The 23456-nt window shown below is 38.4% G+C and carries 16 protein-coding genes and 4 pseudogenes; 15 read left to right on the top strand and 5 right to left on the bottom strand.

Annotation, left to right across the window (positions count from 1 at the left end; genetic code table 11):
• Positions 1–39: 39 nt before the first annotated feature.
• The 10 genes and pseudogenes from tnpC to E5Y90_RS08890 all read left to right on the top strand — a co-directional run bounded on the left by tnpC (position 40) and on the right by E5Y90_RS08890 (position 12583).
• Positions 40–1665, top strand: coding sequence for an IS66 family transposase (tnpC, locus tag E5Y90_RS08935; protein ID WP_160255506.1), 1626 nt, complete (start codon positions 40–42; stop codon positions 1663–1665).
• Positions 1666–1711: 46 nt separating this feature from the next.
• Positions 1712–3073 carry a hypothetical protein gene (locus E5Y90_RS08930; RefSeq protein WP_174660018.1) on the top strand — a complete coding sequence of 454 codons (1362 nt, stop codon included), beginning with the start codon at positions 1712–1714 and terminating at the stop codon, positions 3071–3073.
• A complete protein-coding gene (locus E5Y90_RS08925; RefSeq protein ID WP_174660017.1) occupies positions 3070–3888 on the top strand; it encodes a hypothetical protein in 819 nt (272 codons plus the stop codon). Before E5Y90_RS08930 ends, E5Y90_RS08925 begins: the two co-directional genes overlap by 4 nt.
• 7 nt (positions 3889–3895) lie before the next feature.
• Positions 3896–4828, top strand: coding sequence for an IS5 family transposase (locus E5Y90_RS08920; RefSeq protein WP_174659137.1), 933 nt, complete (start codon positions 3896–3898; stop codon positions 4826–4828).
• A gap of 53 nt (positions 4829–4881) precedes the next feature.
• Positions 4882–7497, top strand: a pseudogene (locus E5Y90_RS08915) (AAA domain-containing protein); the annotation flags it as partial.
• Between the two features lie 486 nt (positions 7498–7983).
• On the top strand, positions 7984–9135 hold the full coding sequence (locus E5Y90_RS08910; RefSeq protein ID WP_168396487.1) for an amidase: 1152 nt from the start codon (positions 7984–7986) through the stop codon (positions 9133–9135).
• Between the two features lie 305 nt (positions 9136–9440).
• Positions 9441–10718, top strand: coding sequence for an aromatic ring-hydroxylating oxygenase subunit alpha (locus tag E5Y90_RS08905; RefSeq protein WP_163169533.1), 1278 nt, complete (start codon positions 9441–9443; stop codon positions 10716–10718).
• 10 nt (positions 10719–10728) lie between these two features.
• Positions 10729–11214 carry an aromatic-ring-hydroxylating dioxygenase subunit beta gene (locus E5Y90_RS08900; RefSeq protein WP_174660016.1) on the top strand — a complete coding sequence of 162 codons (486 nt, stop codon included), beginning with the start codon at positions 10729–10731 and terminating at the stop codon, positions 11212–11214.
• A 62-nt stretch (positions 11215–11276) separates the two neighbouring features.
• Positions 11277–12230, top strand: coding sequence for a PDR/VanB family oxidoreductase (locus E5Y90_RS08895; protein ID WP_174660015.1), 954 nt, complete (start codon positions 11277–11279; stop codon positions 12228–12230).
• A gap of 77 nt (positions 12231–12307) precedes the next feature.
• Positions 12308–12583, top strand: coding sequence for an OprD family outer membrane porin (locus tag E5Y90_RS08890; RefSeq protein WP_306670474.1), 276 nt, complete (start codon positions 12308–12310; stop codon positions 12581–12583).
• Positions 12584–12612: 29 nt separating this feature from the next.
• Here the strand turns inward: E5Y90_RS08890 and E5Y90_RS08885 are convergent, their stop codons facing one another.
• Positions 12613–13545 (bottom strand): IS5 family transposase, encoded by a 933-nt coding sequence (locus tag E5Y90_RS08885; RefSeq protein ID WP_130149031.1) that lies wholly within the window; start codon positions 13543–13545, stop codon positions 12613–12615.
• 41 nt (positions 13546–13586) lie between these two features.
• Between E5Y90_RS08885 and E5Y90_RS17485 the strand changes: the two are divergent.
• The 5 genes and pseudogenes from E5Y90_RS17485 to E5Y90_RS08855 all read left to right on the top strand — a co-directional run bounded on the left by E5Y90_RS17485 (position 13587) and on the right by E5Y90_RS08855 (position 19223).
• Positions 13587–14612, top strand: a pseudogene (locus E5Y90_RS17485) (OprD family outer membrane porin).
• Between the two features lie 29 nt (positions 14613–14641).
• Complete coding sequence (locus tag E5Y90_RS08870; protein WP_168397146.1) at positions 14642–16033, top strand: MFS transporter; 1392 nt, start codon at positions 14642–14644, stop codon at positions 16031–16033.
• 69 nt (positions 16034–16102) lie between these two features.
• Positions 16103–17005, top strand: coding sequence for a LysR family transcriptional regulator (locus E5Y90_RS08865; RefSeq protein WP_174660012.1), 903 nt, complete (start codon positions 16103–16105; stop codon positions 17003–17005).
• A gap of 74 nt (positions 17006–17079) precedes the next feature.
• Positions 17080–17810: pseudogene (locus E5Y90_RS08860) on the top strand (IS5 family transposase); the annotation flags it as partial.
• Positions 17811–18093: 283 nt separating this feature from the next.
• A protein-coding gene (locus E5Y90_RS08855; RefSeq protein WP_168397082.1) for an IS3 family transposase occupies positions 18094–19223 on the top strand; the annotation gives its coding sequence in 2 pieces (ribosomal slippage) (positions 18094–18346 and positions 18346–19223; 1131 coding nt in all).
• Between the two features lie 259 nt (positions 19224–19482).
• Here the strand turns inward: E5Y90_RS08855 and mobR are convergent.
• From mobR to E5Y90_RS08835, 4 genes and pseudogenes are all read right to left on the bottom strand, one after another.
• Entirely contained in the window at positions 19483–21150 is a 1668-nt protein-coding gene (mobR, locus tag E5Y90_RS08850) for a phenol degradation transcriptional regulator MobR (protein WP_174660011.1), read from the bottom strand.
• A gap of 85 nt (positions 21151–21235) precedes the next feature.
• Positions 21236–21984 (bottom strand): annotated as a pseudogene (locus E5Y90_RS08845) (beta-ketoacyl synthase N-terminal-like domain-containing protein); the annotation flags it as partial.
• Between the two features lie 109 nt (positions 21985–22093).
• Positions 22094–22747, bottom strand: coding sequence for a 3-oxoacid CoA-transferase subunit B (locus tag E5Y90_RS08840; RefSeq protein ID WP_168397080.1), 654 nt, complete (start codon positions 22745–22747; stop codon positions 22094–22096).
• A gap of 20 nt (positions 22748–22767) precedes the next feature.
• Complete coding sequence (locus E5Y90_RS08835; protein ID WP_168397079.1) at positions 22768–23439, bottom strand: 3-oxoacid CoA-transferase subunit A; 672 nt, start codon at positions 23437–23439, stop codon at positions 22768–22770.
• Positions 23440–23456: the final 17 nt, after the last annotated feature.

Raw genomic sequence — 23456 nt, 5'->3', positions numbered from 1 at the left:
CTATTTCATTCTTCTCATGACCTCAGGCATACTGCGGTCATGAATACGCTGCCTGACTTAAGCCAACTGACCCATGAACAACTGCTGGAATTCACCAGGCAGTTGGCGCTGCAGCATCAGTCTCTAGCACAATCAAACCAGCAATTAGATGCCAGAGTTCAACATCTTGAAGTCACCAATCAGCAATTAGATTCTAAAGTTCAACATCTTTCTATTCTCAATCAAAAATACGAGCATGAACTCGCACTATTTAAACAGCACAAATTCGGCAGTAAAAACGAACATCTCACTGCAAAACAAATCCATCTTTGGGATGAAGCGGTCGAAGAAGATATTGCAGCCGTTGATCTGGAACTGGAACGGCTGAATGCAGATAAAACCGATGCAGCGACACACAAAGCCAAAGCAAATAAACCTAAACGTCGACTGCTGCCCGATCATCTACACACCATCCGTATTGAGCATGAACCTGCATCAACCCAATGCAGTTGTGGCTGCCAGTTACGTCGTATCGGCGAAGATATCAGTGAAAAACTGCATTTCAGACCGGCACAGTTCTACAAGGAACAGCATGTCCGTGGCAAATGGGTCTGTGATCAGTGTGACACCCTGACTCAGCAAGCGATGCCTGCCTATGTGATTGATAAAGGCATTGCTTCACCTGAACTGCTCAGCCATGTGCTGGTATCGAAGTATGCCGATCATTTACCGCTGTACCGTCAGCGTCTGATCTATCAGCGGGCGGGAATCGAGCTTTCTAGATCAACGTTATCTGACTGGATAGGTCGCTGCGGTGTAGAACTGGAGCCTCTGGCCAATGCCTTAAAAGAGGTGGTACTACAACAGCAGGTGCTGCATGCAGATGAAACACCGGTCACCATCATGCGGATGGGTGAGAATGATAAAAAACCGAAGAAAGGTTATGTCTGGGCCTATGCCACTACACAGTACAATCCAGTTCAGGCGGTGATCTATGACTTTCAGGATAGTCGTTCAGGCCAGCATGCTGCAGAGTTCTTGAAAGGCTGGCAGGGTTATCTAGTCTGTGATGATTACAGTGGTTATAAAGCACGCTTTAAATCAGGCCAGGTCATTGAGGTGGGCTGCATGGCCCATGCACGTCGTAAATTCCATGAACTGCATGTAACTGGGAAAAGTCAGGTCGCTGAACAGGCATTAGTGCTGATTCAGAAACTGTATGCGATAGAAGCAGAGCTCAGGAAAAAGACCGATGGTACAGCGGAAGACCGCCGCGAATACCGACAACAGCATAGTCAACCAGTGATGCAACAACTATATGAATGGCTCAACCAACATCATCTGACGGTGCCATCGAGTTCTCCCACCGCCAAGGCCATCAATTACACTCTGAAGCGTTGGCCAGCTTTAAGCCGCTATTTGGATGATGGCAATCTACCGATTTGCAATAATTGGGTAGAGAATCAAATGCGACCTTGGGCCTTAGGGCGCAAGAACTGGCTGTTTGCTGGCTCGCTGCGCAGCGGCCAGCGAGCGGCGAATATCATGACTTTAATCCAGTCAGCAAAGCTGAATGGCTTGGATCCGTATGCCTATTTAAGTGATGTGCTGAAAAGGCTGCCGACACATAAAGTGACCCAGATTGAAGAGTTACTGCCACACTGCTGGAAACCTAAATCGAATTAAAAATTGGTATGGGATTCAGCGGACGCTTACAACTCAGCAACCAACGGTGAGTAATATTTACTATTTGGACATACCCTTATTAAAAATTGTAAACCAGATTTTACTTGACCAACTTCATGAAAACAAAGATATCATGGAATCTGCAAAAGCAGCTTGTTGCTTGATGTCAATCTTTACCGGGCAGAGTGCCGTTATATTTCAAGATATCGACCAATTGCTAAAAACTAAGCAATTAAAACGTAGCTCCAATCGTGCCTATTATTTGTGGATCGTTGATGCAAATTTAAATAAAAATTTGAAAGGTCAAATTGCTAAAAAAGACAATAAATATAACGAGCATACAACTTGGGCATTTCAAATTCCTGCTATGTGGATTGATAGAATTAGAGAGGCTAACCTTTCCAATCTAACGAATACAGATTTCGAAAAATCTTTATCAGAATGGTTTTATCATCGTCGTATAGGCCCGATATCAGTTACTTCAATTGCTTTACAACTTTCCTTTCATTTGAACCGTATATGTAAAGATGATCTTACGAAAAATTTCTTAATCGGTAGACAGGTTTCACATCAACCTGATCTAGCGTATGGGGGATTTTCTTATAAACAGTTAAATGAGGTATATGAGAAGTATATATATCTATGGTTTCAAAATAAAAACGAGGTAAATGTTTTAGATCGTCCGCAATTTATTCAAGTAGAAGAGCAAGCCCGCGTAGGAAGTCAGCGTGTATGGTCATTTGATAAAGCGAAAAAATTCTTAAATACATTAAACTTGAAAGTTGTCCAAGTTTTAAAAGAAGAACAAGACATTGCTGAAAAATTTAATGCTTTCAGTGTTTGGATTTGGTTTTGTTGTCTATTGTCTTCAGGTGCACGTCCTGCTATAGGTGCATCTAGTATCAGAGAAAATTTTGATTTTATTACTAATATTGCATATATCCATGATAAGAGCAGTAGATCTCGTCCACATGGTCGTTATTCACCTCTGATCGAATTCGTTGTTAATGAGTTACAGCATTATGATGAATTTATCAAAAACATTAATGCCTTAGAGCTAGCTAATACAGCAGATCATATCTATTACCTTTCTTATTGGAAGAAAGGTTCAGAATTCATGAGCTTCACATTGGAGCCACTTACACAAAAGCATATAGCATCTTATTTATCAGAAAACTTTCCTGAAATTGATGAGTTATATCCCAATTGGACGCGCCATTTTGTAAGGAATTTTCTGGAATTGCCTGATGCGATTTTTAAGAGTTGGTATGCGCACGATCAACAAAATGAGATCGGATTTTCAAAATATTCATCTTTACAGCCCTACACCTACATGATTGAAATTCAAGATGCAGTAAATCAGCTGTTTAAAAGACTGGGATTAAAATCAGTGGTGAGCCAATCATGAAAGATGAAGAGTTACAAAAAATTCGAACTAAGCTAGAGTCTTCGACGAATGTTTTATTTGAAAAAATCTCAGAATTTCTTATCCATGAGATCACGGAATCTTGTGAAAAAAAGAAACTTGATGATCTTATTCAAAACGAAATGTATTCGAATCGAGCTAAAGTAGAGAAATACTTTCGCAATAGGAAAATCTCAAAAAAAGATTTGGAAGAATTAAGGGGATATTGGTCTGAATTATGTGTGAAAAAAAAGCAAGAAATAGAGTCACAAATACCGTGGTTAAAGGATCAATATGAAATTAAGCTTATTCAAAGAGCATATTCAGCTCCAAATATTAAAGATATTGAATCAACGCAAATTAAGTTGCTTAGAGGGCAAAGGTTACATGAGTTTAAGCTCAAGTTGCATTTCTTTTGGGAGACTGAATTACCGAAAAGGCTTAAAACTGATGTTTTTAATGCTGATTTTACGGATGAGCAAAAGGAATTACTTCTTCGACAATTTTTAATAGCACTAGTTATTGATTGTGGGTGTAGTTATAAAGAGGACTTAATGGCGATTCTAAGGTCACTCAGAGCATATTTTTCAAATGATCAGTTAAAACCATCAGAATTGTTGAGTGGACTTGTATCCCTATATCGTAAAGGTTCATCAAAAACGGGTTACTTATATAATTATCCAGTAGAAAATGAGAAATATGCGAATTTAGTCTATCTCGATAAACCATACCAAATTAAACAAATTTATCTCACAGCTATTAGTTTGTTAAGGCTTTGTTGCACAAACCTAGCATCAAAAGCTTATTCAGCAATATAATTTCAAAATGAATAAGCCTGCCTCTAAAATCTACCGTACAACCAATTGGTCATCCTATAACCGAGCCTTAATTAACCGAGGTAATATTTCCATTTGGTTTGATCCAAAGACTCAGTGGTATGCACAATCACAAGGCAAGCAAGGTCGAAATCAAACCTACTCCGATACAGCGATTCAATGCTGCTTAATGATCAAATTACTATTCCGACTCTCTTTACGTATGGTCACAGGTTTTGTTCAAAGTCTGATTAAACTCTCTGGATTAGATTGGACAGCTCCGGATTATTCCACCCTTTGTCGTAGACAAAAGCATATTGATATTGCGATTAGCTATCAAAAAAGTAGTGATGGACTGCATCTACTCGTAGACTCTACTGGTTTGAAGTTTCTTGGTGAAGGTGAATGGAAACGCAAGAAACATGGGGCTGAATATCGTCGCCAATGGCGTAAGCTTCACATTGCTATAGATGCTAAAACCCTGCAAATACGTGCAGTACAACTCACCACAAATAATGTCAGTGATTCTCAAGTACTCGAAGATTTACTTGCTCAAATTCCCTTGGATGAACCAATTGATTCTGTTTATACAGATGGTGCTTATGACACAAAGCACTGCCGACAAGTCATTTTAGATCGAGATGCACATGCGATCATTCCACCTAGAAAGAATGCAAAGCCTTGGAAGGATCAGCAAGCGAGGTCTATAGAGCGGAACGAATTATTAAAGACAGTCAAACGGCTAGGCAGATCGCTTTGGAAAAAGTGGTCTGGTTATCACCGTCGAAGTTTGGTTGAAACCAAGATGCATTGCATCAAATTATTAGGCGATAAATTAACAGCGCGGAGTTTTCCAAGTCAGGTGAATGAGATCCATGCACGCATAGCAGTCTTGAATAAATTCACAGAATTAGGTCGCCCTCATACCCAAGTTGTCTCTTAAATTTGAGTAGCTTAAGGGAACTCAGCCTTTCAAACCTTTATGCAACAAAGCCTCTAGAAGATCTAAACCTTGTTCTTGATCATGCAGAACCATGGTTATTGAGCTATTTCAAAAAGATAAATTCAGAAGATAAGGCTATGGAACTTGATATCTATAGTAACCTTATTCAAGAAGTTCAGCCTTTATTGGAATACAGGAAAACGCTACTAATTGATCCTATAGAGCTGAATTTTGAGATACAACCAAACTCAAAAGAATATCAAGCTGTTCAACGTGCTGTTGATACAGGTAAGCCATTTAATTGGTATCATTTTGGTACTGCTGAGTTACAAGACCTTTTTAAGTCAATTAAAGTTTCTGGAAAATATCCTGATACATCGGATGAATGGAAAAGACTTAAAGAATATCTTGATAGAAGGCAGACTCTTAACGTCTTTATGAGCAAATGGAATAGTATTGCCGCACAATTAGACATTCCTTTAATTGAGTTAAATAATCGTAATATCGATGAAATATTAAAAGAGTTCACCCAGCTCATCAGTAGAACCCAAAAATGCCTAGATTTAAAAAATAAATATTTGGATTTATTTAATGCGAATTATCTAAAAGTTTTTAAGAGAGCTAAATCTTTTGATTTCTACGGATTACCTAAAAATATTGATGACTTGATTCAATTGTTAGGGCAGAAATTAAAAATATTTAATTTAGAAGTCTATCAACAACAACTGGCTGATCAAATCCTTTATTTATCAGAGTTTGGTAATAAGATATCAAATCAGTTACAAAAAATTGTATCTCAGATTGATTCCAATTCATTATATGAAAGTGAACTTGGAGAGTATGCTGATCTATTAAAAAAATTATCACATTTAAAAGATCTAACTGAAGATTTTGAAAGAGTTAAATCCGCCAGTATTAGATTGAGTAAAACAAATGCTTTGATTGTTAGTAAAGACATTCTTGAAATTCCGTACGCTGAAGAAATTGAGGATCCTGTATTACGTAATACACTGCTAGAGGCTTGGGAGTGGAAACGTCTTGAGATTTTTGTAATGGCCATCAGTAATACAGGTCAAATTGAAAATTTGTATGAGCGCCGTCGTATTCACGAGAAGAATCTATCTCAAAATTACGCTCAATTGGCAGCAAATAAGACATGGCTGGCATTAAAGGAAAATGCCTCAGACAAAATTTTAGTTGCATTACAGCGTTATAAAATTGCTGTACAACACTATGGAAAAGGGACAGGTAAGAATGCTCCACGTTATAGAAAAGATGCTCAAGTAGCCCTTAAAGAGGCAACAGCAGCTATTCCTTGCTGGGTCATGTCACATCTTCAGGTATCTGAATCTATGCCTGCTGAATTAGGGCTCTTTGACTTAGTGATTGTGGATGAGGCATCACAATCATCAATTGACGTATTACCCGTTTTAATGCGTGCTAAAAAGTTATTAGTTGTGGGGGATAATAAGCAGGTTTCTCCGAGTAATGTCGGCCTAGCAAGTGCTCAAATTGATGTATTAAGGAATCGTTATCTACATGGTCAGCCACATGCTGCATATTTAACACCAGATATGTCTTTATACGACATGGCTTCTTCTATCTATGAGTCAAGCGTGATGCTTCTAGAGCATTTCCGCTGTCATCCTGCAATCATTAGTTATAGTAATAAAAACTTTTATGGTAACCGTATTAAGCCAATGCGACTATCGAAGAAGTCTGAGCAGTTAAGCCCAGCTTTAGTCGCAATTTATACCCCGCAGGGGTATAGAGAATCTAAAAACAGCAAACATATTAATCGAATAGAAGCGAAAGCAATTATTGAGGAAATGAAGCTACTTATTAAAGATGAACGATATACGAATAGATCAATTGGCGTGATCTCGTTGCTAGGTCCAGCACAGGCTGAGTTCATTCAATCAGAAGCTTTGAATGAGTTTGGCGCAGGAACTCTTACTAAGGTTCAATTTGCTTGTGGAGATGCTTCAGCATTTCAGGGTGCAGAAAGAGATATTATTTTCTTATCTATGGTAGCAGATCCTGAGAATTGTCATGCTTTGAGTCGATCTGATCATGAACAGAGATTTAACGTGGCTGCAAGTCGTGCTCGTGAAAGGATGTATCTTGTCCACTCCGTGAATCGTGATCATATATCTCCAAAAGATCTAAGGCTGAATTTACTCAATCATTTTTATGATTTGCAAGAAGATCAAAAAGCATCATTTGAAGCAAAATTAGACTTGTGTGAATCGGAGTTTGAAAAATCTGTATTTACGACACTCCATGAAATGGGTTACACAGTTACTCCACAGGTTAAGGTTGGTAGCTATCGAATCGATTTAGTCGTTGAGTCAGATGGTGATCAGCGTTTGGCTGTTGAATGTGATGGTGATAGCTATCATGGGCCAGAACAATGGCATGATGACATGATTCGTCAACGTGCTTTAGAACGTGCAGGATGGACATTCTGGAGATGCTTTGCATCAAGCTGGGAAATTGAAAGATTTAACATGATTCAATCATTACAAGCAAAATTAAATTCTATGGGGATTACAGCTACACATGGTATGAGTAGTTTAGTTAATGATGTTGAACATAAAGAATGGCTAGATGACGAATCTGAAATGCGTGGGAAAAGTGATATCGAAAAAGATTTGTTAATTGTTTAATTGTACTAGCTTCTATTTAAATGGATTCGCTAGCGGATACTTACGGAACTAAAGATTACAGTAGTAATCTTTAGTTTATTAAATGAAATTTAGTGAAGTAAATGTGCAGTTAGAAGGAAGTATTAATGATTGAATAACAAACACTTTGGTAAATACCTGATAATCAGATATGGACTACTCCTAGTCTCCAAGGCGAATTTCGTCTTTTCTTTAAAAGTGTTTTCAGAGCTTGTTGTACTACATCCACTCGTGATTTACAGGATTTGTAAGCAGTCCAGTAAAACTAATCTAAAAGTATGATTCCTAGTTTTCTTGGGTATTTCAATATTCCTTAATTTGATCAGTATTAAATTTATATCGCTAATAGTATTTGGACATATATAAGCATCACTAATTTGTGATAATCGAAGGGCATGTATATAACTTATAGAAAGTCAAGTTTAGGTCTGTAGTGATCTGAAATCGTACATCATAGGTTGAGAAAATATGACATCTTTGGTTCAAAATCTTCATTTAGGGATTGGAGAAATAAAAGTCGTCATTAAAGACACAATTGATATTCAGAAATATCCTACATGTGCTGCTAGTCCGACTTTAGCAAATGTATCTGCAGCAATAAAGCACGCTGATGTAGTAGAAAATATTTTAGAACATGACTGTGAAATTATAGGTAAAGCTAATTTACATGAACTGGCATTTGGTATTACAGGTTTAAATGAGTATACAGGTAGTCCGATAAATCCTAAATATCTCCATTTAATTCCTGGAGGTTCTTCTAGTGGATCTGCCACAGCTGTTGCAGAGAAAATTTGTGACTTTTCAATAGGAACAGATACTGGCGGATCTATTCGATTACCAGCGGCTTGTTGTGGGGTTTATGGTCTTAAACCAACATATGGACGAATAAGCCGCAAAGGCGTATTACCGCAATATTCTAGCTTAGATTGTGTTGGGCCTTTTGCTATGAATATGCTTATTCAAGCTATGCAAATTATTGACCCAACCTTTGACCTTTCTAAGGTTCAGCATAATCAAGTGCATATACCTAGAGTTGGTATTTTACGTGTCGATGCGGATGACCTGGTTTGGGAGTGCATTAATAGACATGTTTCTCAGATCAATGACATTCACTTTGAAGAGATGGAGCTGAGTCATTTTAATGCTGCATATGAGGCAGGTATGACTTTAATCAGCTATGAAAATTGGCATTCATTTTCACATTTGCTAACCACAGGTAAATTGGGTACAGACATTCGAAAAAGATTATTAGCAGCATCTCAAATTACCATTGAACAATATGAAAAAGCACAAGATGTGCAGCATTTATTTAAAGCTGAACTAGATCTATTGCTGAAGAAATACGATGCTTTGTTACTACCTACATTGCCTACAGCGCCGCCACTACTAAGTGAAATAAATGATCCGCTTAAGCTATTAAATTTAACTGCATTAGTACGACCATTTAACGTTTCTGGTCATCCGGCGATTACCCTGCCTCTAGAAACGGAGTTAGGCACACCGGTTGGTTTGCAACTAGTTTCAGGGCATAACAAAGATGAAAAATTATGCCTAATAGCAAAAATCTTTGATCCAAATAAATCACATCAGTTTAAGAAGCAGATGGTAATAGACAAGTAACTATGTCTCCACAAGTCTTATTCAGAATTTAGGCAACTTAGAACTTACTTTCTATTCTCGTAATCTAGGTGGTTTGTAAGACTGGATACAAGAACTTTAAGACTATGGGGAGTCGTTTAAATTCAAGGCTTTAAAAATGAATGAGTTATTTCGATTATAAATTCAATTTAATACTCTAATTAATTGAATTTAATATTAAATCTTCAACTAGAAAATAGTCTTAGTTGATTAATTAATATAGGTTATAAACAGGTAATTTATTAGTAAGAAACATGATCTTTTAAAGATAGTAATGAGGGCAAATTATGGATAATGCAATCCAAATTAAAAATATCGAAATTGATTACAACGAACTGGTTCAAAGTGACCGTGTACATACTTCGCTGTATAAAGATCCAGCCATTTTTGAAGAAGAAATGGAAAAAATCTTTTACAACACTTGGGTATGGGTTGCACATGCAAGTGAACTTCCTGAAGCAGGAAGCTATAAAACGATTAATGTAGGTTTACAGCCTGTTGTCGTAGTACGTGACCGTAAGAAAAAAGTTCATGTACTTTTAAACCGTTGCCGTCACCGTGCTGCGACAGTATGTGAACATAAAAAAGGCAAAACCAATAGTTTCGTTTGTCCTTATCATGGTTGGAGCTATGCATTAGATGGCACATTACGTGGCGTACCATCTCCGGAAAGTTATGGCGAATGCTTAGACAAATCTGAACTCCCTATGGTGAGTTTACGTGTCGAAGAATATAACGGCATGATCTTCGCTACATTTAAACAAGACATTGAGCCGCTTGTAGATTTCCTTGGTCCTGCTAAAAAGTGGATTGATCTGTTCATGAAACAGGGTGCAGGCTACCCAGTCAAAGTCTTGGGCGAACATCGCTTTACATTCCCTGGCAACTGGAAGATTCAGTTAGAAAATACAACGGATGCTTACCATTTCCCATTGGTACACAAATCATTCCTGAGCTCTGTTGACGAAAAAACTGAAGAACTTTTCAACTTCGAAAATCAGCCTGGTTATGTTGAAGATCTTGGAAATGGTCACAGTGTCATGGTCATGATTCCTGAACTGATCGATCTCGAAGAAGAACTAATGGAACGTCCAATTCAAGAGCGTTTCGAAGAGCTGGCACAAGCACTTCGTGATGAAGGGCATGAAGAACTTGAAGTACGACGTATCTGCCGAGCTGTAGGTGGTACGGGCTTTAACCTGAACATCTTCCCGAACATCGCATGTTCAATGGCATTTTTCCGTGTTATGCAGCCTTTAGCAGTCGATAAAACTGAAATTCATCACTCTGTTATTACGATGGATGGTGGACCTCAAATTGCCAACCAATATCGCTTACGTCTACACGAACACTTCCAAGGACCGTTTGGCTTTGGTACGCCAGATGATGCCGAGGCTTGGGAACGTGTACAAAAAGGCTCCAATGCAGGCAATGATCTTTGGATCATGCTACATCGCGGATTACCCGGTGAAGTTAAAACCGAAGATGGTCTGAAAAGTGATGTAAGTGCTGAAACAGGTATGCGCGCTGCTTATCAGCAGTGGAAAAAGATTATGACGGCTTAAGGGGAATGCAATGAAAATCGACGTAAATTTAGTAAATGAAGTAACCGCATTTATCTGGGCAGAAGCGGATATGCTTGACCATTCGGATTACCAAACTTGGTTAGCATTATGGGAAGAGCAAGGTCAGTATATTATTCCAATCGACCCAGCCTTAACCGATTATGAAAATCATCTGAACTATGCATATGACAATCATCATATGCGTCAACTACGTGTTGAACGTTTAGAAAATGGTGAAGCGATTTCGACATCTCCAAAAGCGAATACAGTGCGTAGTTTATCGCGTGTACGCATTCTTCAAGAACAAGATGGTGAGATTGTCTTACGCTGTTCACAAAACTTGCGAGAATTCCGTAAAGAAAACTTGCGCCATTACACAGCAGATGTGATTTACCACTTGGTACGTGATGAAGAAAATGGCTTCAAGATTCGTCGCAAGGTGATTAACCTCATTAATTCAACCGATACCCTGGCGGGTATTAGCTATATTTTGTAAGAGGAAATAGGGATTAGCTTTTTGCTAATCCCTATTTGTTTAAAAGGATCGAATGAGAAAAAATGATGTGTTTACATGATGTGGTCGTAAAAGATCGTTATATACAAGGCGGCACAATCGCAGTACTGGAATTGGCATCTGCGAATGAAAATACACTCCCTGAAATCGAAGCAGGGGCACATATTGATGTGCATTTGCCGAATGGTCTAATACGCCAATATTCACTTTGCCAAGATCCTAAACAAGTCGGCATTTTTCGCCTCGGTATTTTGAAAGATCCTCAGTCACGTGGTGGTTCAACATGTGCATTTGAGCAACTTACACCGGGTATGCAGTTGCAGGTGAGTGCACCAAGAAACTTATTCCCTTTGGTTGATGCTTCCCACTCAGTGTTGATCGGTGGCGGTATTGGCATTACACCACTCATTACCATGGCATATGAGCTACTGGCTCAGGGCAAATCCTTTGAATTGCATTATTGTGGCAGTAGTCGCGATCGCTGTGCTTTCGTCGAAGAAATAGAACAGGGACCACTTGCACCATTTACAACCTTCCACTTTAAAGCAGAAGGTTCAAGTCATCGTGACCACCTCACAGACCATTTTAAACAGCTCAACTCTGAAGCACATATATATACGTGCGGTCCGAATGGCTTTATGGATTGGGTCATTGATTTAGCTAAAGTGAATCACTTTGCTGATCAGCAGATTCACAGAGAATATTTTAAAGTTGAAACAGATGTCACAGGCGATAGCTTTGAAGTCGTTGCGCAGCGCAGTAATAAAATTATTACGGTTGCAGCGGATGAAAGTTTGATCGATGCATTAGCGAGAGAAGGCATAAAGATTGAGAAATCATGTGAACAAGGTGTGTGTGGTACATGTTTGTGTGATGTATTAGAAGGTGAACCTGATCATCGTGATGTGTATTTAACGGATGAAGAAAAAGAAAGTAATGAACAGATTTTGGTGTGCTGTTCACGATCAAAATCAAAATTTCTGGTTCTGGATATTTGATGTCAATCAATAAGCAAACATACATCTCTCCTTACCAAGTAAAAGAGATGCTGGAAATAACTTAACAAGGAATATTTATGAAAGGGTCAGGGATACTCAAGCAAATACCACTCGGTATCATGATGTCAATTTTAATATCAACACATACACATGCAGAATTTTTTCAAGATGATAAATTTAAAATTGATCTGAGAAATTTTTATTTTGAAAGGACATTTTCAAATCCGCAATCTCATGATTTGGGGAGCTGGTCACAATCGATCAATGCATTATATCAGTCTGGATATACAGATACTGCTATACAAATGGGAACTGATTTTAGTCTAAGGTGGCTTTGTTGCATAAAGGTTTGAAAGGCTGAACTCCTCTAAGTAATCCAAATTTAAGAGACAACTTGGGTATGCGGGCGACCTAATTCTGTGAATTTATTCAAAACCGCTACGCGTGCGTGGATCTCATTTACCTGACTTGGAAAACTCCGCGCTGTTAATTTATCGCCTAATAATTTGATGCAATGCATCTTGGTTTCAACCAAACTTCGACGGTGATAACCAGACCACTTTTTCCAAAGCGATCTGCCTAGCCGTTTGACTGTCTTTAATAATTCGTTCCGCTCTATAGACCTCGCTTGCTGATCCTTCCAAGGCTTTGCATTCTTTCTAGGTGGAATGATCGCATGTGCATCTCGATCTAAAATGACTTGTCGGCAGTGCTTTGTGTCATAAGCACCATCTGTATAAACAGAATCAATTGGTTCATCCAAGGGAATTTGAGCAAGTAAATCTTCGAGTACTTGAGAATCACTGACATTATTTGTGGTGAGTTGTACTGCACGTATTTGCAGGGTTTTAGCATCTATAGCAATGTGAAGCTTACGCCATTGGCGACGATATTCAGCCCCATGTTTCTTGCGTTTCCATTCACCTTCACCAAGAAACTTCAAACCAGTAGAGTCTACGAGTAGATGCAGTCCATCACTACTTTTTTGATAGCTAATCGCAATATCAATATGCTTTTGTCTACGACAAAGGGTGGAATAATCCGGAGCTGTCCAATCTAATCCAGAGAGTTTAATCAGACTTTGAACAAAACCTGTGACCATACGTAAAGAGAGTCGGAATAGTAATTTGATCATTAAGCAGCATTGAATCGCTGTATCGGAGTAGGTTTGATTTCGACCTTGCTTGCCTTGTGATTGTGCATACCACTGAGTCTTTGGATCAAACCAAATGGAAATATTACCTCGGTTAATTAAGGCTCGGTTATAGGATGACCAATTGGTTGTACGGTAGATTTTAGAGGCAGGCTTATTCATTTTGAAATTATATTGCTGAATAAGCTTTTGATGCTAGGTTTGTGCAACAAAGCCGTCTAAGGTATGCATTTCGGCTCAATGATAAAAATGAACAGCTCAGTGATACCAATTTTCCTTACGACACTCAGGATAATAAATTAAAAGAGTCCTATGGGAAGTATGGAGTCACCTTAAAATTTAAATATAAAGATACAGAGTTGAAGGTGGGGGAATTAAATCCAAAAAATCCAATTGTATTTATTGATACTTCAAGGCAGCTCCCGACTTCATATGCAGGGGTGATGCTAGAGTCAAAAGAAATCAAAAATTTAAATATTAATATGGGGCGGATTACGCATATTAATGCAAGGAATGATGATCAATATGAAAAATTAAGTTTATTAAGATCTGGACCAAGATATGAAAGTGATGGATTAAATTTTATTGGCTTGGATTATAAATTCAGTGAGTATTTTTCGGGATCTTACTAGTTTGGTCAGCTTGAAGATATTTATCAACAAAATTATCTAGGTTTGGCCTACACAAAGCAATTTGAACAATCAAAATTAAAAATTGAAAGTAGTTATTTTTATAATGTAGAAGATGGAAAAAATTTATATGGAGAAATAGATAGTCAGGCTGTGGGTTTAATGGGTACGTATTATAAGTATGATAATCAACTCAGTATAGGGGTACAAAAGAATATGGGGAAAGATATTTTCCCAACCCTTGCTGGTTATCCGCCACAACCTTATTTGCAAGCATGGTCAAATCTTCCTTTTTATAATCCTGAAGAATTAACATGGCATCTGAATTATATTCATGATTTTAAGAATCATGGAATGGATGGCTTTAAAACAAGATTAGGTTACCATTATGGTCATAATATTAAAAGACCGGGATTAAATGATAATAAAGAAGAGGAAACTATTGTTGGTCTTATATATGCTGTTCCTGAAGGTAAATTTAAAGGATTGAGTTTAGAATGGAGATACACACAAACTGATACTCGGTATGGTATTGAAAACAATTCAGGTAATAGTTTTAAAGAAAATCGTGTCATTACAACATATGAATTTAAATTCTAAATAATATTTAATGAAAGAGGGGATGATTAATGAAGTCAGAGAATGAGATAATTGATACGGATTTTAAGTATAGAAAAAGAATTATGCGAAAAGCCTGGATTATTACGACATTGCTAGTAGTTTTTCAAATGGTGAATTTTGCAGATAAAGCTGTATTAGGTTTAGTTGCTGAATCTGTAATGTCTGAGTTAGGGATGACAAGTACTCAGTTTGGTTTTATTGGAAGTTCATTTTTCTTTTTATTTGCGATATCAGGAATCATTGTTGGATTTGTTGCTGAAAAGATTCAAACCAGGTGGATTATTTTGGTTATGGGTTTGAGTTGGGCAATTTTACAATTTCCTATGTTATTTGGTGGTGGAGCAATGGCTCTCCTAGTGACTCGAATTGTTCTAGGGGCAGCAGAGGGTCCTGCTTCATCTATATCTTTAACACATGTTCAAAGTTGGTTTGAACCTTCATCACGAGGTTTTCCTAGTAGTTTGGTTGCTTCCGGTACTACATTAGGTCCTGTAATTGCTGCGCCAATCTTAGCTTATATTATTGCTCATCCAGATTGGGGATGGCGCTGGGCATTTGGATTTTTGGGTGCGGTAGGCCTTATATGGACAATCTTGTGGGCAATAGTATTCAAAGAAGGTCCATATAGCCATTTTAGTAAGGAAAAAACTCTACCTATTGAAAAAAAACAAGTGAACTTAAATAGTAAAAGTATTGTTCATTTTGTAGATGACCTAAAACCTGTACCATTCTTTAAAATTTTAAATTCAAAAATGTTTTATTCTGCATTTTTAGCTGGTTTAGGGTGTTTTTGGTCATTAGGTTTTTTAACTACATGGACACCTAAATATATTGCAGCACTAGGGTCCTTTTCACCAGAAGTAATCGCAACAGTTTCAAGCTTTCCTTGGATTATGGGTGCATTAAGCCTAGCTGGAGCCGGTTATATTTCAAGAATTTTGATGCGGAAGGACAAGACTGTATATGTTTCATTAGGTATGATTTTCGGATCAATGATTTTGATATCAGGTATTTGCTTTTTCTTAATACCAATGGCATCGAATAGTATGTGTATCATATTGATTACTATTGCAGCTGGTTTCGCAATGTGTTTCCCTTTAGCGACCATGGCAGTAGGTTTCAGTGTATGTTCACAACAACGTGCTGCAGTCATGGCAACATTAGTTGCAACTGCGTCTATTGGAGGTATAGTCTCTCCAACTATGGTGGGATATTTAATGGATACAGCTGGTTATATACAACCTGCTAAAGGTATAATGGTATCTAAAGAAATGGCTGAAAATCTGATTAGAGGTGTCAATATTGGTTTTAACTCTGCTGGTATCTATATGATTATTATTGGGATTTTTACAATTTTATTTTTAAATCCTGATGGTCTAGCCAGAAAACTTATGAAGTAAGTCGTTATCTAATTCCATAGTTAATATTTAATATCAACTATGGAATTTTGTTTTTCAAGGAGGAATTGCATGGAAAATTTTGATTATAATTTGGTCAAAGTGTTCTGTAGTTTATTCGATACTGAAAATCTAACAGAAACAGCAAGAATTCTTAATATTTCACAACCTGCAGTGAGCCAATCATTAAAAAAATTAAGAAATATTTATGATGATGATTTATTTGTTCGTACGTCTGGAAATATGAAACCTACAATTTTCAGTAGGAAGATTATTGATAATCTAAAAAAATCGATTGAGTTAATAGAGTTATCATTGAATCAAAAGGGGTATAATGATAATTTGTTCTATAAGAAAAATTATAATATAGTTATGTCTGATTTAGCACAATCTTTTTTTATTCCACCACTTTGCTTGTTATTGGATGAGGCGAATTTAAATATTGATATCAATATCTTGCAAGTTAATCAATTGGAAATGGAAGTGAAAATGAGGGAGGGTAAAATTGATTTTGCAATTGGTAATTTTCCCGCTTTAAAAGATAATATTAACTTAATATCTGAAAATTTATTTCAAGATTGCTTTGTTTTAATGATTAGGGATGGACACCCATTGATTAAATCTGATGGGGATTTTAATAATTATAACTTATTAAGTCTGATTGGTGTGGATAATAATATAACTGGTCATTCTGAAGTTGTTAATAAAATTTTAAATAAATTGGGGTGTAAAAATAAAATGAATATACCTTATTATAGTGCTGCCCCGGATATAGTTGAAAAAACAGATTATGGGGTCATTATGCCGAGTTTTATTGCTAAAAAATATAATTTTCATAATACATTTAAAATTTTCCCTATTTTAATTAAGGAGAATTTGATAGAAGTGGATGTTATTTATCATAAATTATTTAAAAATGAAAAATCAACGTTGACTTTAAGGGATATGCTTGTCAATAATTTCAGAAATAGATAAATTATATTTTAAATTTTTACGGCTTTGTTGCACAAACCTATCTGTAAAGGGTTTTTCAGCGATATAATTTTCAAATGAAGAAGCCTACACACAAAATCTACCGCACAACCAATTGGCCCGCATATAACCGAGCACTCATGAGTCGCGGAAATATTGCCATTTGGTTTGATCCTGCTACGCAATGGTATGCGCCATCAAAAGGCAAACAAGGGCGAAATCAAACCTACTCCGACGCAGCCATCCAATGCTGCTTAATGATTAAATCCTTATTCCGTCTGTCTTTACGTATGGTCACTGGCTTTGTGCAAAGTCTGATTAAACTTTGCGGATGAGCAGCCCCGAATATCAGTGATATTCGTACACCACGCTTTGTAGAAGACAAAAGCATATTGATATTGTAATCAGCTACCAAAAAAGTAGCGATGGGCTGCATCTACTCATGGACTCTACAGGCATGAAGTTTCTAGGTGAGGGCGAATGGAAACGCAAGAAACATGGACCTGAATATCGTCGCCAATGGCGTAAACTTCATATTGGTATAGATGCTAAAACCCTGCAAATACGAGCAGTTCAGCTTACAACCAATAATGTCAGTGATTCACAGGTGCTTGGTGATTTACTTAATCAGATTCCACAAGATGAGCGGATTGACTCTGTTTATACCGATGGAGCTTATGACACCAAGCAATGCCGCCAGGTCATTGCAGATCGGCAAGCGCATGCGGTGATTCCACCTAGAAAAAATGCGAAACCATGGAAAGATACAAAGAGTAGCTCGCTAGAGCGAAATGAATTACTTCGAACAGGCTTTGTTGCACAAAGATTTCATAACTATATGATTTTAAAAGTTTTGATTATTTTTTGATCCAAAATTAAATTTATTTAAATCAGATGCTTACATATTTATGCAACAAAGCCTTTGGAAAATGGTATTTTGGTTGGAAAAGAGTATATAGAAGCTATGATTTAAAGGGATTTTATGAAAATTTTATCAATTAATTGATGTGGGTCTAGGATTTTAGACCACGCCTATAAGTGATAATCTACTCCCCAATAAGCATGGGAAATGCTTGTTTTTGGAGTCAACCATGACACGAAGAAAACGTCGTAATCATTCAGCAGAGTTTAAAGTTAAAGTTGCTCTCGCAGCAATTAAAGGCGACCACACACTCGCTGAACTTTCTACTCAATTCGACTTACATCAAAACCAAATCATTGATTGGAAAAATCAACTGCTTGAGCAATCAGTCAATATTTTTTCACGACCAACAGCACAACAAGAACCAGAGATTGACCTCAAAGCTTTACATGCCAAGATAGGACATCAGGCATTGCAAATTGATTTTTTAGAAGGTGCGCTCAGAAAAATAGGGCAGTTGAGCGGCAAAAAATGATCGATAAGACCCATCAACTTTCGGTACGACAACAATCGCAATTGATTCAAATCAATCGCAGTACGTTGTATTACCAGCCCAAAGAGATTTCATCCACTGATTTGAGTTTGATGCGTCTAATCGATGAAATTCATCTCGACTACCCATTTATGGGCAGTCGAATGATACGAGATATGCTACAGCGTCAAGGGCATCAAATAGGTCGGCGTAAAGTCCGACGTTTAATGCGCTTGATGGGAATACATGCCTTGTATCCAAAACCCAATACCAGTAAGCCTAATCTTGCACACCGTATTTTCCCATATCTGTTGAAAAACACGGTCATAGATCACTCTAATCAAGTCTGGTGTACAGATATAACGTATATTCCTATGGCTAAAGGCTTTGTCTATCTGTGTGCAATTATAGATTGGCATAGTCGTAAAGTACTGGCTCATCGTGTATCGAGCAGTATGGAAACAGACTTTTGCATAGATGCGTTGCAAGAAGCAATTGTGAAATATGGTTGTCCTGAAGTCTTTAATACAGACCAAGGCAGTCAATTCACAAGCGAAGCATTTTTGAATGAGTTAAAATTGCGAAATATCCGTATCAGTATAGATGGGAAAGGACGATGGATGGATAATGTGATGATTGAGCGTGTATGGCGCAGCGTGAAGCATGAGGAAGTCTATTTGAAGGCTTACGATACGGTTAAACAAGCGAAACAATCAATTGCTGAATATTTGGATTTTTATAACATGATACGTCCTCATTCAAGTTTGAATAAGGCAACACCGAATGAATTTTATGATCAACATTTACTAAAAGTAATGGCAGCATAATTTAAATATTTAGAGCGGATTTATCACTTATAAAACTGAATTGAGTGGTCTAATTAACGGAACCATATTACATAAGATCGCTTCCATGATATTTCTACTATTCTTTGAACGGTAGCAATCATGTAATCGCATAGTATCTTGAATTTGCTGCCAGATATCATCGGTAAGAAGAGTACGTGCCATTGAAAATATAGAAATAAAAATAAGTCAAAGGAAGATTTTAAGTATTTAAAACCAATTCTTTAAATGAGGACACGCCCTAATAATATTTATTAAGTCGATAATCGAGCTTTGCTCGACTAATACCCAACAAACGGGCCGCTTCAGACACATTGTGTTTGGCTTTTTGCATCGCGGTGATAATCAGTTGTTGTTCATGTTGTTCTAAATCAAAACCTTCAGTCAACAGCTTGTCTAAATCTACGTTGGCTTGTTCATCTACGCTATGCTCGCTGTGCATTTGTGGAAATAAGGCTTTCAGTTTAATCAGTTGTTGATCTTCCGTTAGCAGTACCGCACGTTCGAGCAGGTTTTCCAGTTCACGAATATTGCCAGGCCAAGCATAGCTTTGCATAAAATCAGTGGCTTTTTCACTGACGCCCTGAATTTGTTTGTCATACATTTTTTCAAAGCGTTTTAAAAAGTGTTCGACTAACAGCGGTAAATCTTCACGGCGTTCACGCAGAGGTGGAATTTGGACAGGAAAAATATTTAAACGGTAATATAAATCGGCACGGAAACGCCCAGCTTTAACCGCTTGTTCTAAATCTTCATTGGTTGCAGCAATCACGCGAACATCAATATGACGGGTTTGTGAATCTCCGACACGTTCCACTTCACCTTCTTGTAGCACACGCAGCAAAGCCGCTTGAGCACGTGGTGAAAGTTCGATCACTTCATCTAAAAAAATAGTACCGCCATGGGCGCGTTCAAATTTACCTACACGTGATTGATGTGCACCTGTAAATGCACCTTTTTCAACACCAAACAGTTCAGATTCAACCAGTTCAGGCGGAATTGCCGCACAGTTGACTGCGACAAAAGCATATTCTTTACGTTGACTCAGTTCATGTACACCACGGGCAAAGGCTTCTTTCCCGACACCTGTTTCACCTTGCAACAAAATGGAAACTTTGGCACCTGCGGCTTTTTTGAGTAAGTCACAAACCCGTTGATAGGCTGCCGATTGGCCGACTGAGCTGAACATGCTGTAGTCATTTTTACTGGTGGTATAAATCGATTTTTTCAGTTCATACAATTCGGCTTGTAGTGCAATGAGTTCCTGTTTCATCGGTTCGGGTGACATGAACTGAATCAGTTCATCGGCATTTTCCCATTCACCGAGTGGTTTACCAATAATGCGACAGTTAGCATGTCCGCAGGTTTTACATTCCATTTCCTGATAAATAATGGTCATGCCTGTGGCATAACTGCTGTACCCGCAAGCATAGCCTAGCAGCATCCAGCAAGAAGGTTCATTGCTCGGTCCAAACTGTTCAAGATGTACATCGGCTTCAAAGGAGTTATGCCAGTTTAGGTCTGCATAAAACTGTTTTTTCTTTTGATTTATAATCAGTTGATTGGCAGAAACTTGTACCATGCCACGAATACCGTGCATTTGTGGCCCTGCCATAAAAGCCTGCTCTTCATTTAAGCCTGGGCGCATTTTCGTGGTGACTTCTGCATCTTTTAGACCTGCCTGATAGCCTAAACGAATAAAAAAGCGTTTGGTGCGTTGTATTCCAATCATATTGACAAGGTCTTTACGCAAATAGCCGATGACGCTGGTATGCATCAGCAACATGCGGTATTCGTCAAACCAGATTTGTCCATGCTCAGTGTCAAAATGTAGCTTGGAAAGCAGGTCGTGAATTTCCTGAGGATAGCCTGCATTTTTGCCGCTACTGTCGTATTTTACTAGTGCCATGCGCCGTGTTTAATCCATTAAATTCGTGGCTGGTTAGCTATCTTATGCAAATTCGTGAAAATTTAACAATACATAAATAGTATCATGCCAAGACTGTACCTTCTGCTTTCACAACCGGTTTGAGTTTATTTAAACCTTCCAGTGTGGTTGAAGCGCGCAGGTGTTCATCTGTATCAACAATTACGGCATCGCCTTTACGTTGAGGGATGCTGACAGCAATAATTTCGCTTTTAAAAAAACCTTTGGCTTGGGCTGCTGCGGTGCGCTGTTGGCTGTTATATGCAAAGATGTCTTGATCCGTGCGGTTGATATTGAATTGTTCTGCAACGTTTTCCGCTGTCTGCGGCATGGTTTCTACACCGTACATTTCTTTCAACTTAGGATTGATAAAGCGCCAGCCCATGGTAGTGTCTTCAAATTTCTGGCTGCGCCCATAAGCAGATTCAGATTTACCCATTACAAAAGGCGCACGGCTCATGCTTTCTACACCACCCGCGATAATTAAATCAGCTTCATTGGCTTTGATTGCACGTGCGGCCATTGCAATAGCATCTAAAGATGAGCCACATAAACGGTTTACCGTAGTTGCAGGCACTTGATAAGGCACACCAGCCAAAAGGCAGACATACGTCCGACATTACGATTATCTTCACCGGCCTGGTTCGCGCAACCGTAAATGACATCATCAACATTTTCCCAATTGACCGTCGGATTTCGTTCCATCAAAGCCTTTATGGGGAATGCACCCAGATCATCTGCACGAACTGGCGCTAGACCGCCTGCATAGCGACCAAAAGGTGTACGAATAGCGTCAATGATGTATGCGTTTTTCATTTTTAAATCCTTTACTGAAAGCTCCTCCCTTTTAAAAGGGAGGTTGAGAGCGATTTTAAAAAGCTGATTTATTCGAAAAATCCCCCTTTGTAAAAGGGGACTCCCTTTTTTATTTAGATGTCCCATCCACCAACTTTGCACCAGTCATTGCCTGCAACTCTTCAAAGCTCAGACCGTCTACTTTTTCAATCACGGTCATGCCTGTAGGCGTCACATCAATCACGCAAAGGTCGGTATAAATGCGGTCTACGCATTTCAAGCCAGTGGCAGGGTAACTTAATTCAGCGACAATTTTAGGCTCGCCTTTTTTAGTTACATGATCTGTGGTGATAAATACTTTCTTTGCACCCACAGCCAAGTCCATTGCACCACCCACTGCAGGGATTGCATCGGGAGCGCCTGTATGCCAGTTGGCTAAGTCGCCATTTTCAGCCACTTGGAATGCACCGAGTACAGCAATATCTAAGTGACCGCCCCGCATCATGGCAAATGAGTCACCATGATGGAAAAATGCACCGCCAGTCAACATGGTGACAAATTCTTTACCAGCATTAATCAGCTCTGGGTCTTCATGACCTGTTTCTGGAGGTGGGCCAAAAGCCAATAGACCATTTTCAGAGTGTAGAAATATGTCTTTATCTGAAGGTAGGTAATTCGAAATTTTAGTCGGTAAACCAATGCCTAAGTTCACATAAGCACCATCTGGAATATCTTGGGCCACACGTTCAGCAATTTGATCACGGCTTAATTGGGTATAACTCATTTTTAAATCTCCGTATCCAATTATTGAGTAGGTGTAACTTCAACAACGTGTTGAACAAAAATCCCTGGGGTGATGATATTTTCTGGATCTAAGCCACCCAGTTCAACCACTTCAGATACTTGCGCAATAGTCACATCGGCAGCCATGGCCATAATTGGGCCAAAGTTACGTGCAGATTTGTTGTAAACCAAGTTGCCCCAACGGTCGCCTTGATGCGCTTTGATGAGTGCAACGTCGGCTTTGATTGGATTTTCTAAAACAAAGTCTTTACCTTCATAATTGAGTGTCGGTTTACCTTCAGCTAAAAGCGTACCGAAACCTGTAGGCGTATAGATTGGGCCTAAACCCATCCCCGCCGCTTGAATACGACATGCTAAATTGCCTTGTGGCACAAGTTCTAATTCAATTTTTCCAGCACGGTAAAGTTCATCAAAGACCCAAGAGTCAGACTGGCGCGGGAAAGAACAAATGATTTTACGGACAGAGTCTGCTTTAAGCAGTTTCGCAAGGCCATAATCACCATTGCCTGCATTGTTATTCACAATTACGAGGTCTTTGATGCCAAGCTTAATCAGTCCGTCAATCAGTTCAGCAGGCTGACCAGCTGTACCAAAGCCACCGATCATGACAGTTGAACCATTTTTAATTTGGGACAGTGCATCCATTAAGGATGTTGAGCTTTTATCAATCATATGCCTACTCTTATTTG

This window comes from Acinetobacter sp. 10FS3-1, assembly GCF_013343215.1.
Classification (GTDB): domain Bacteria; phylum Pseudomonadota; class Gammaproteobacteria; order Pseudomonadales; family Moraxellaceae; genus Acinetobacter; species Acinetobacter lwoffii_C.
This window is presented reverse-complemented; position numbering and strand designations above follow the sequence as displayed.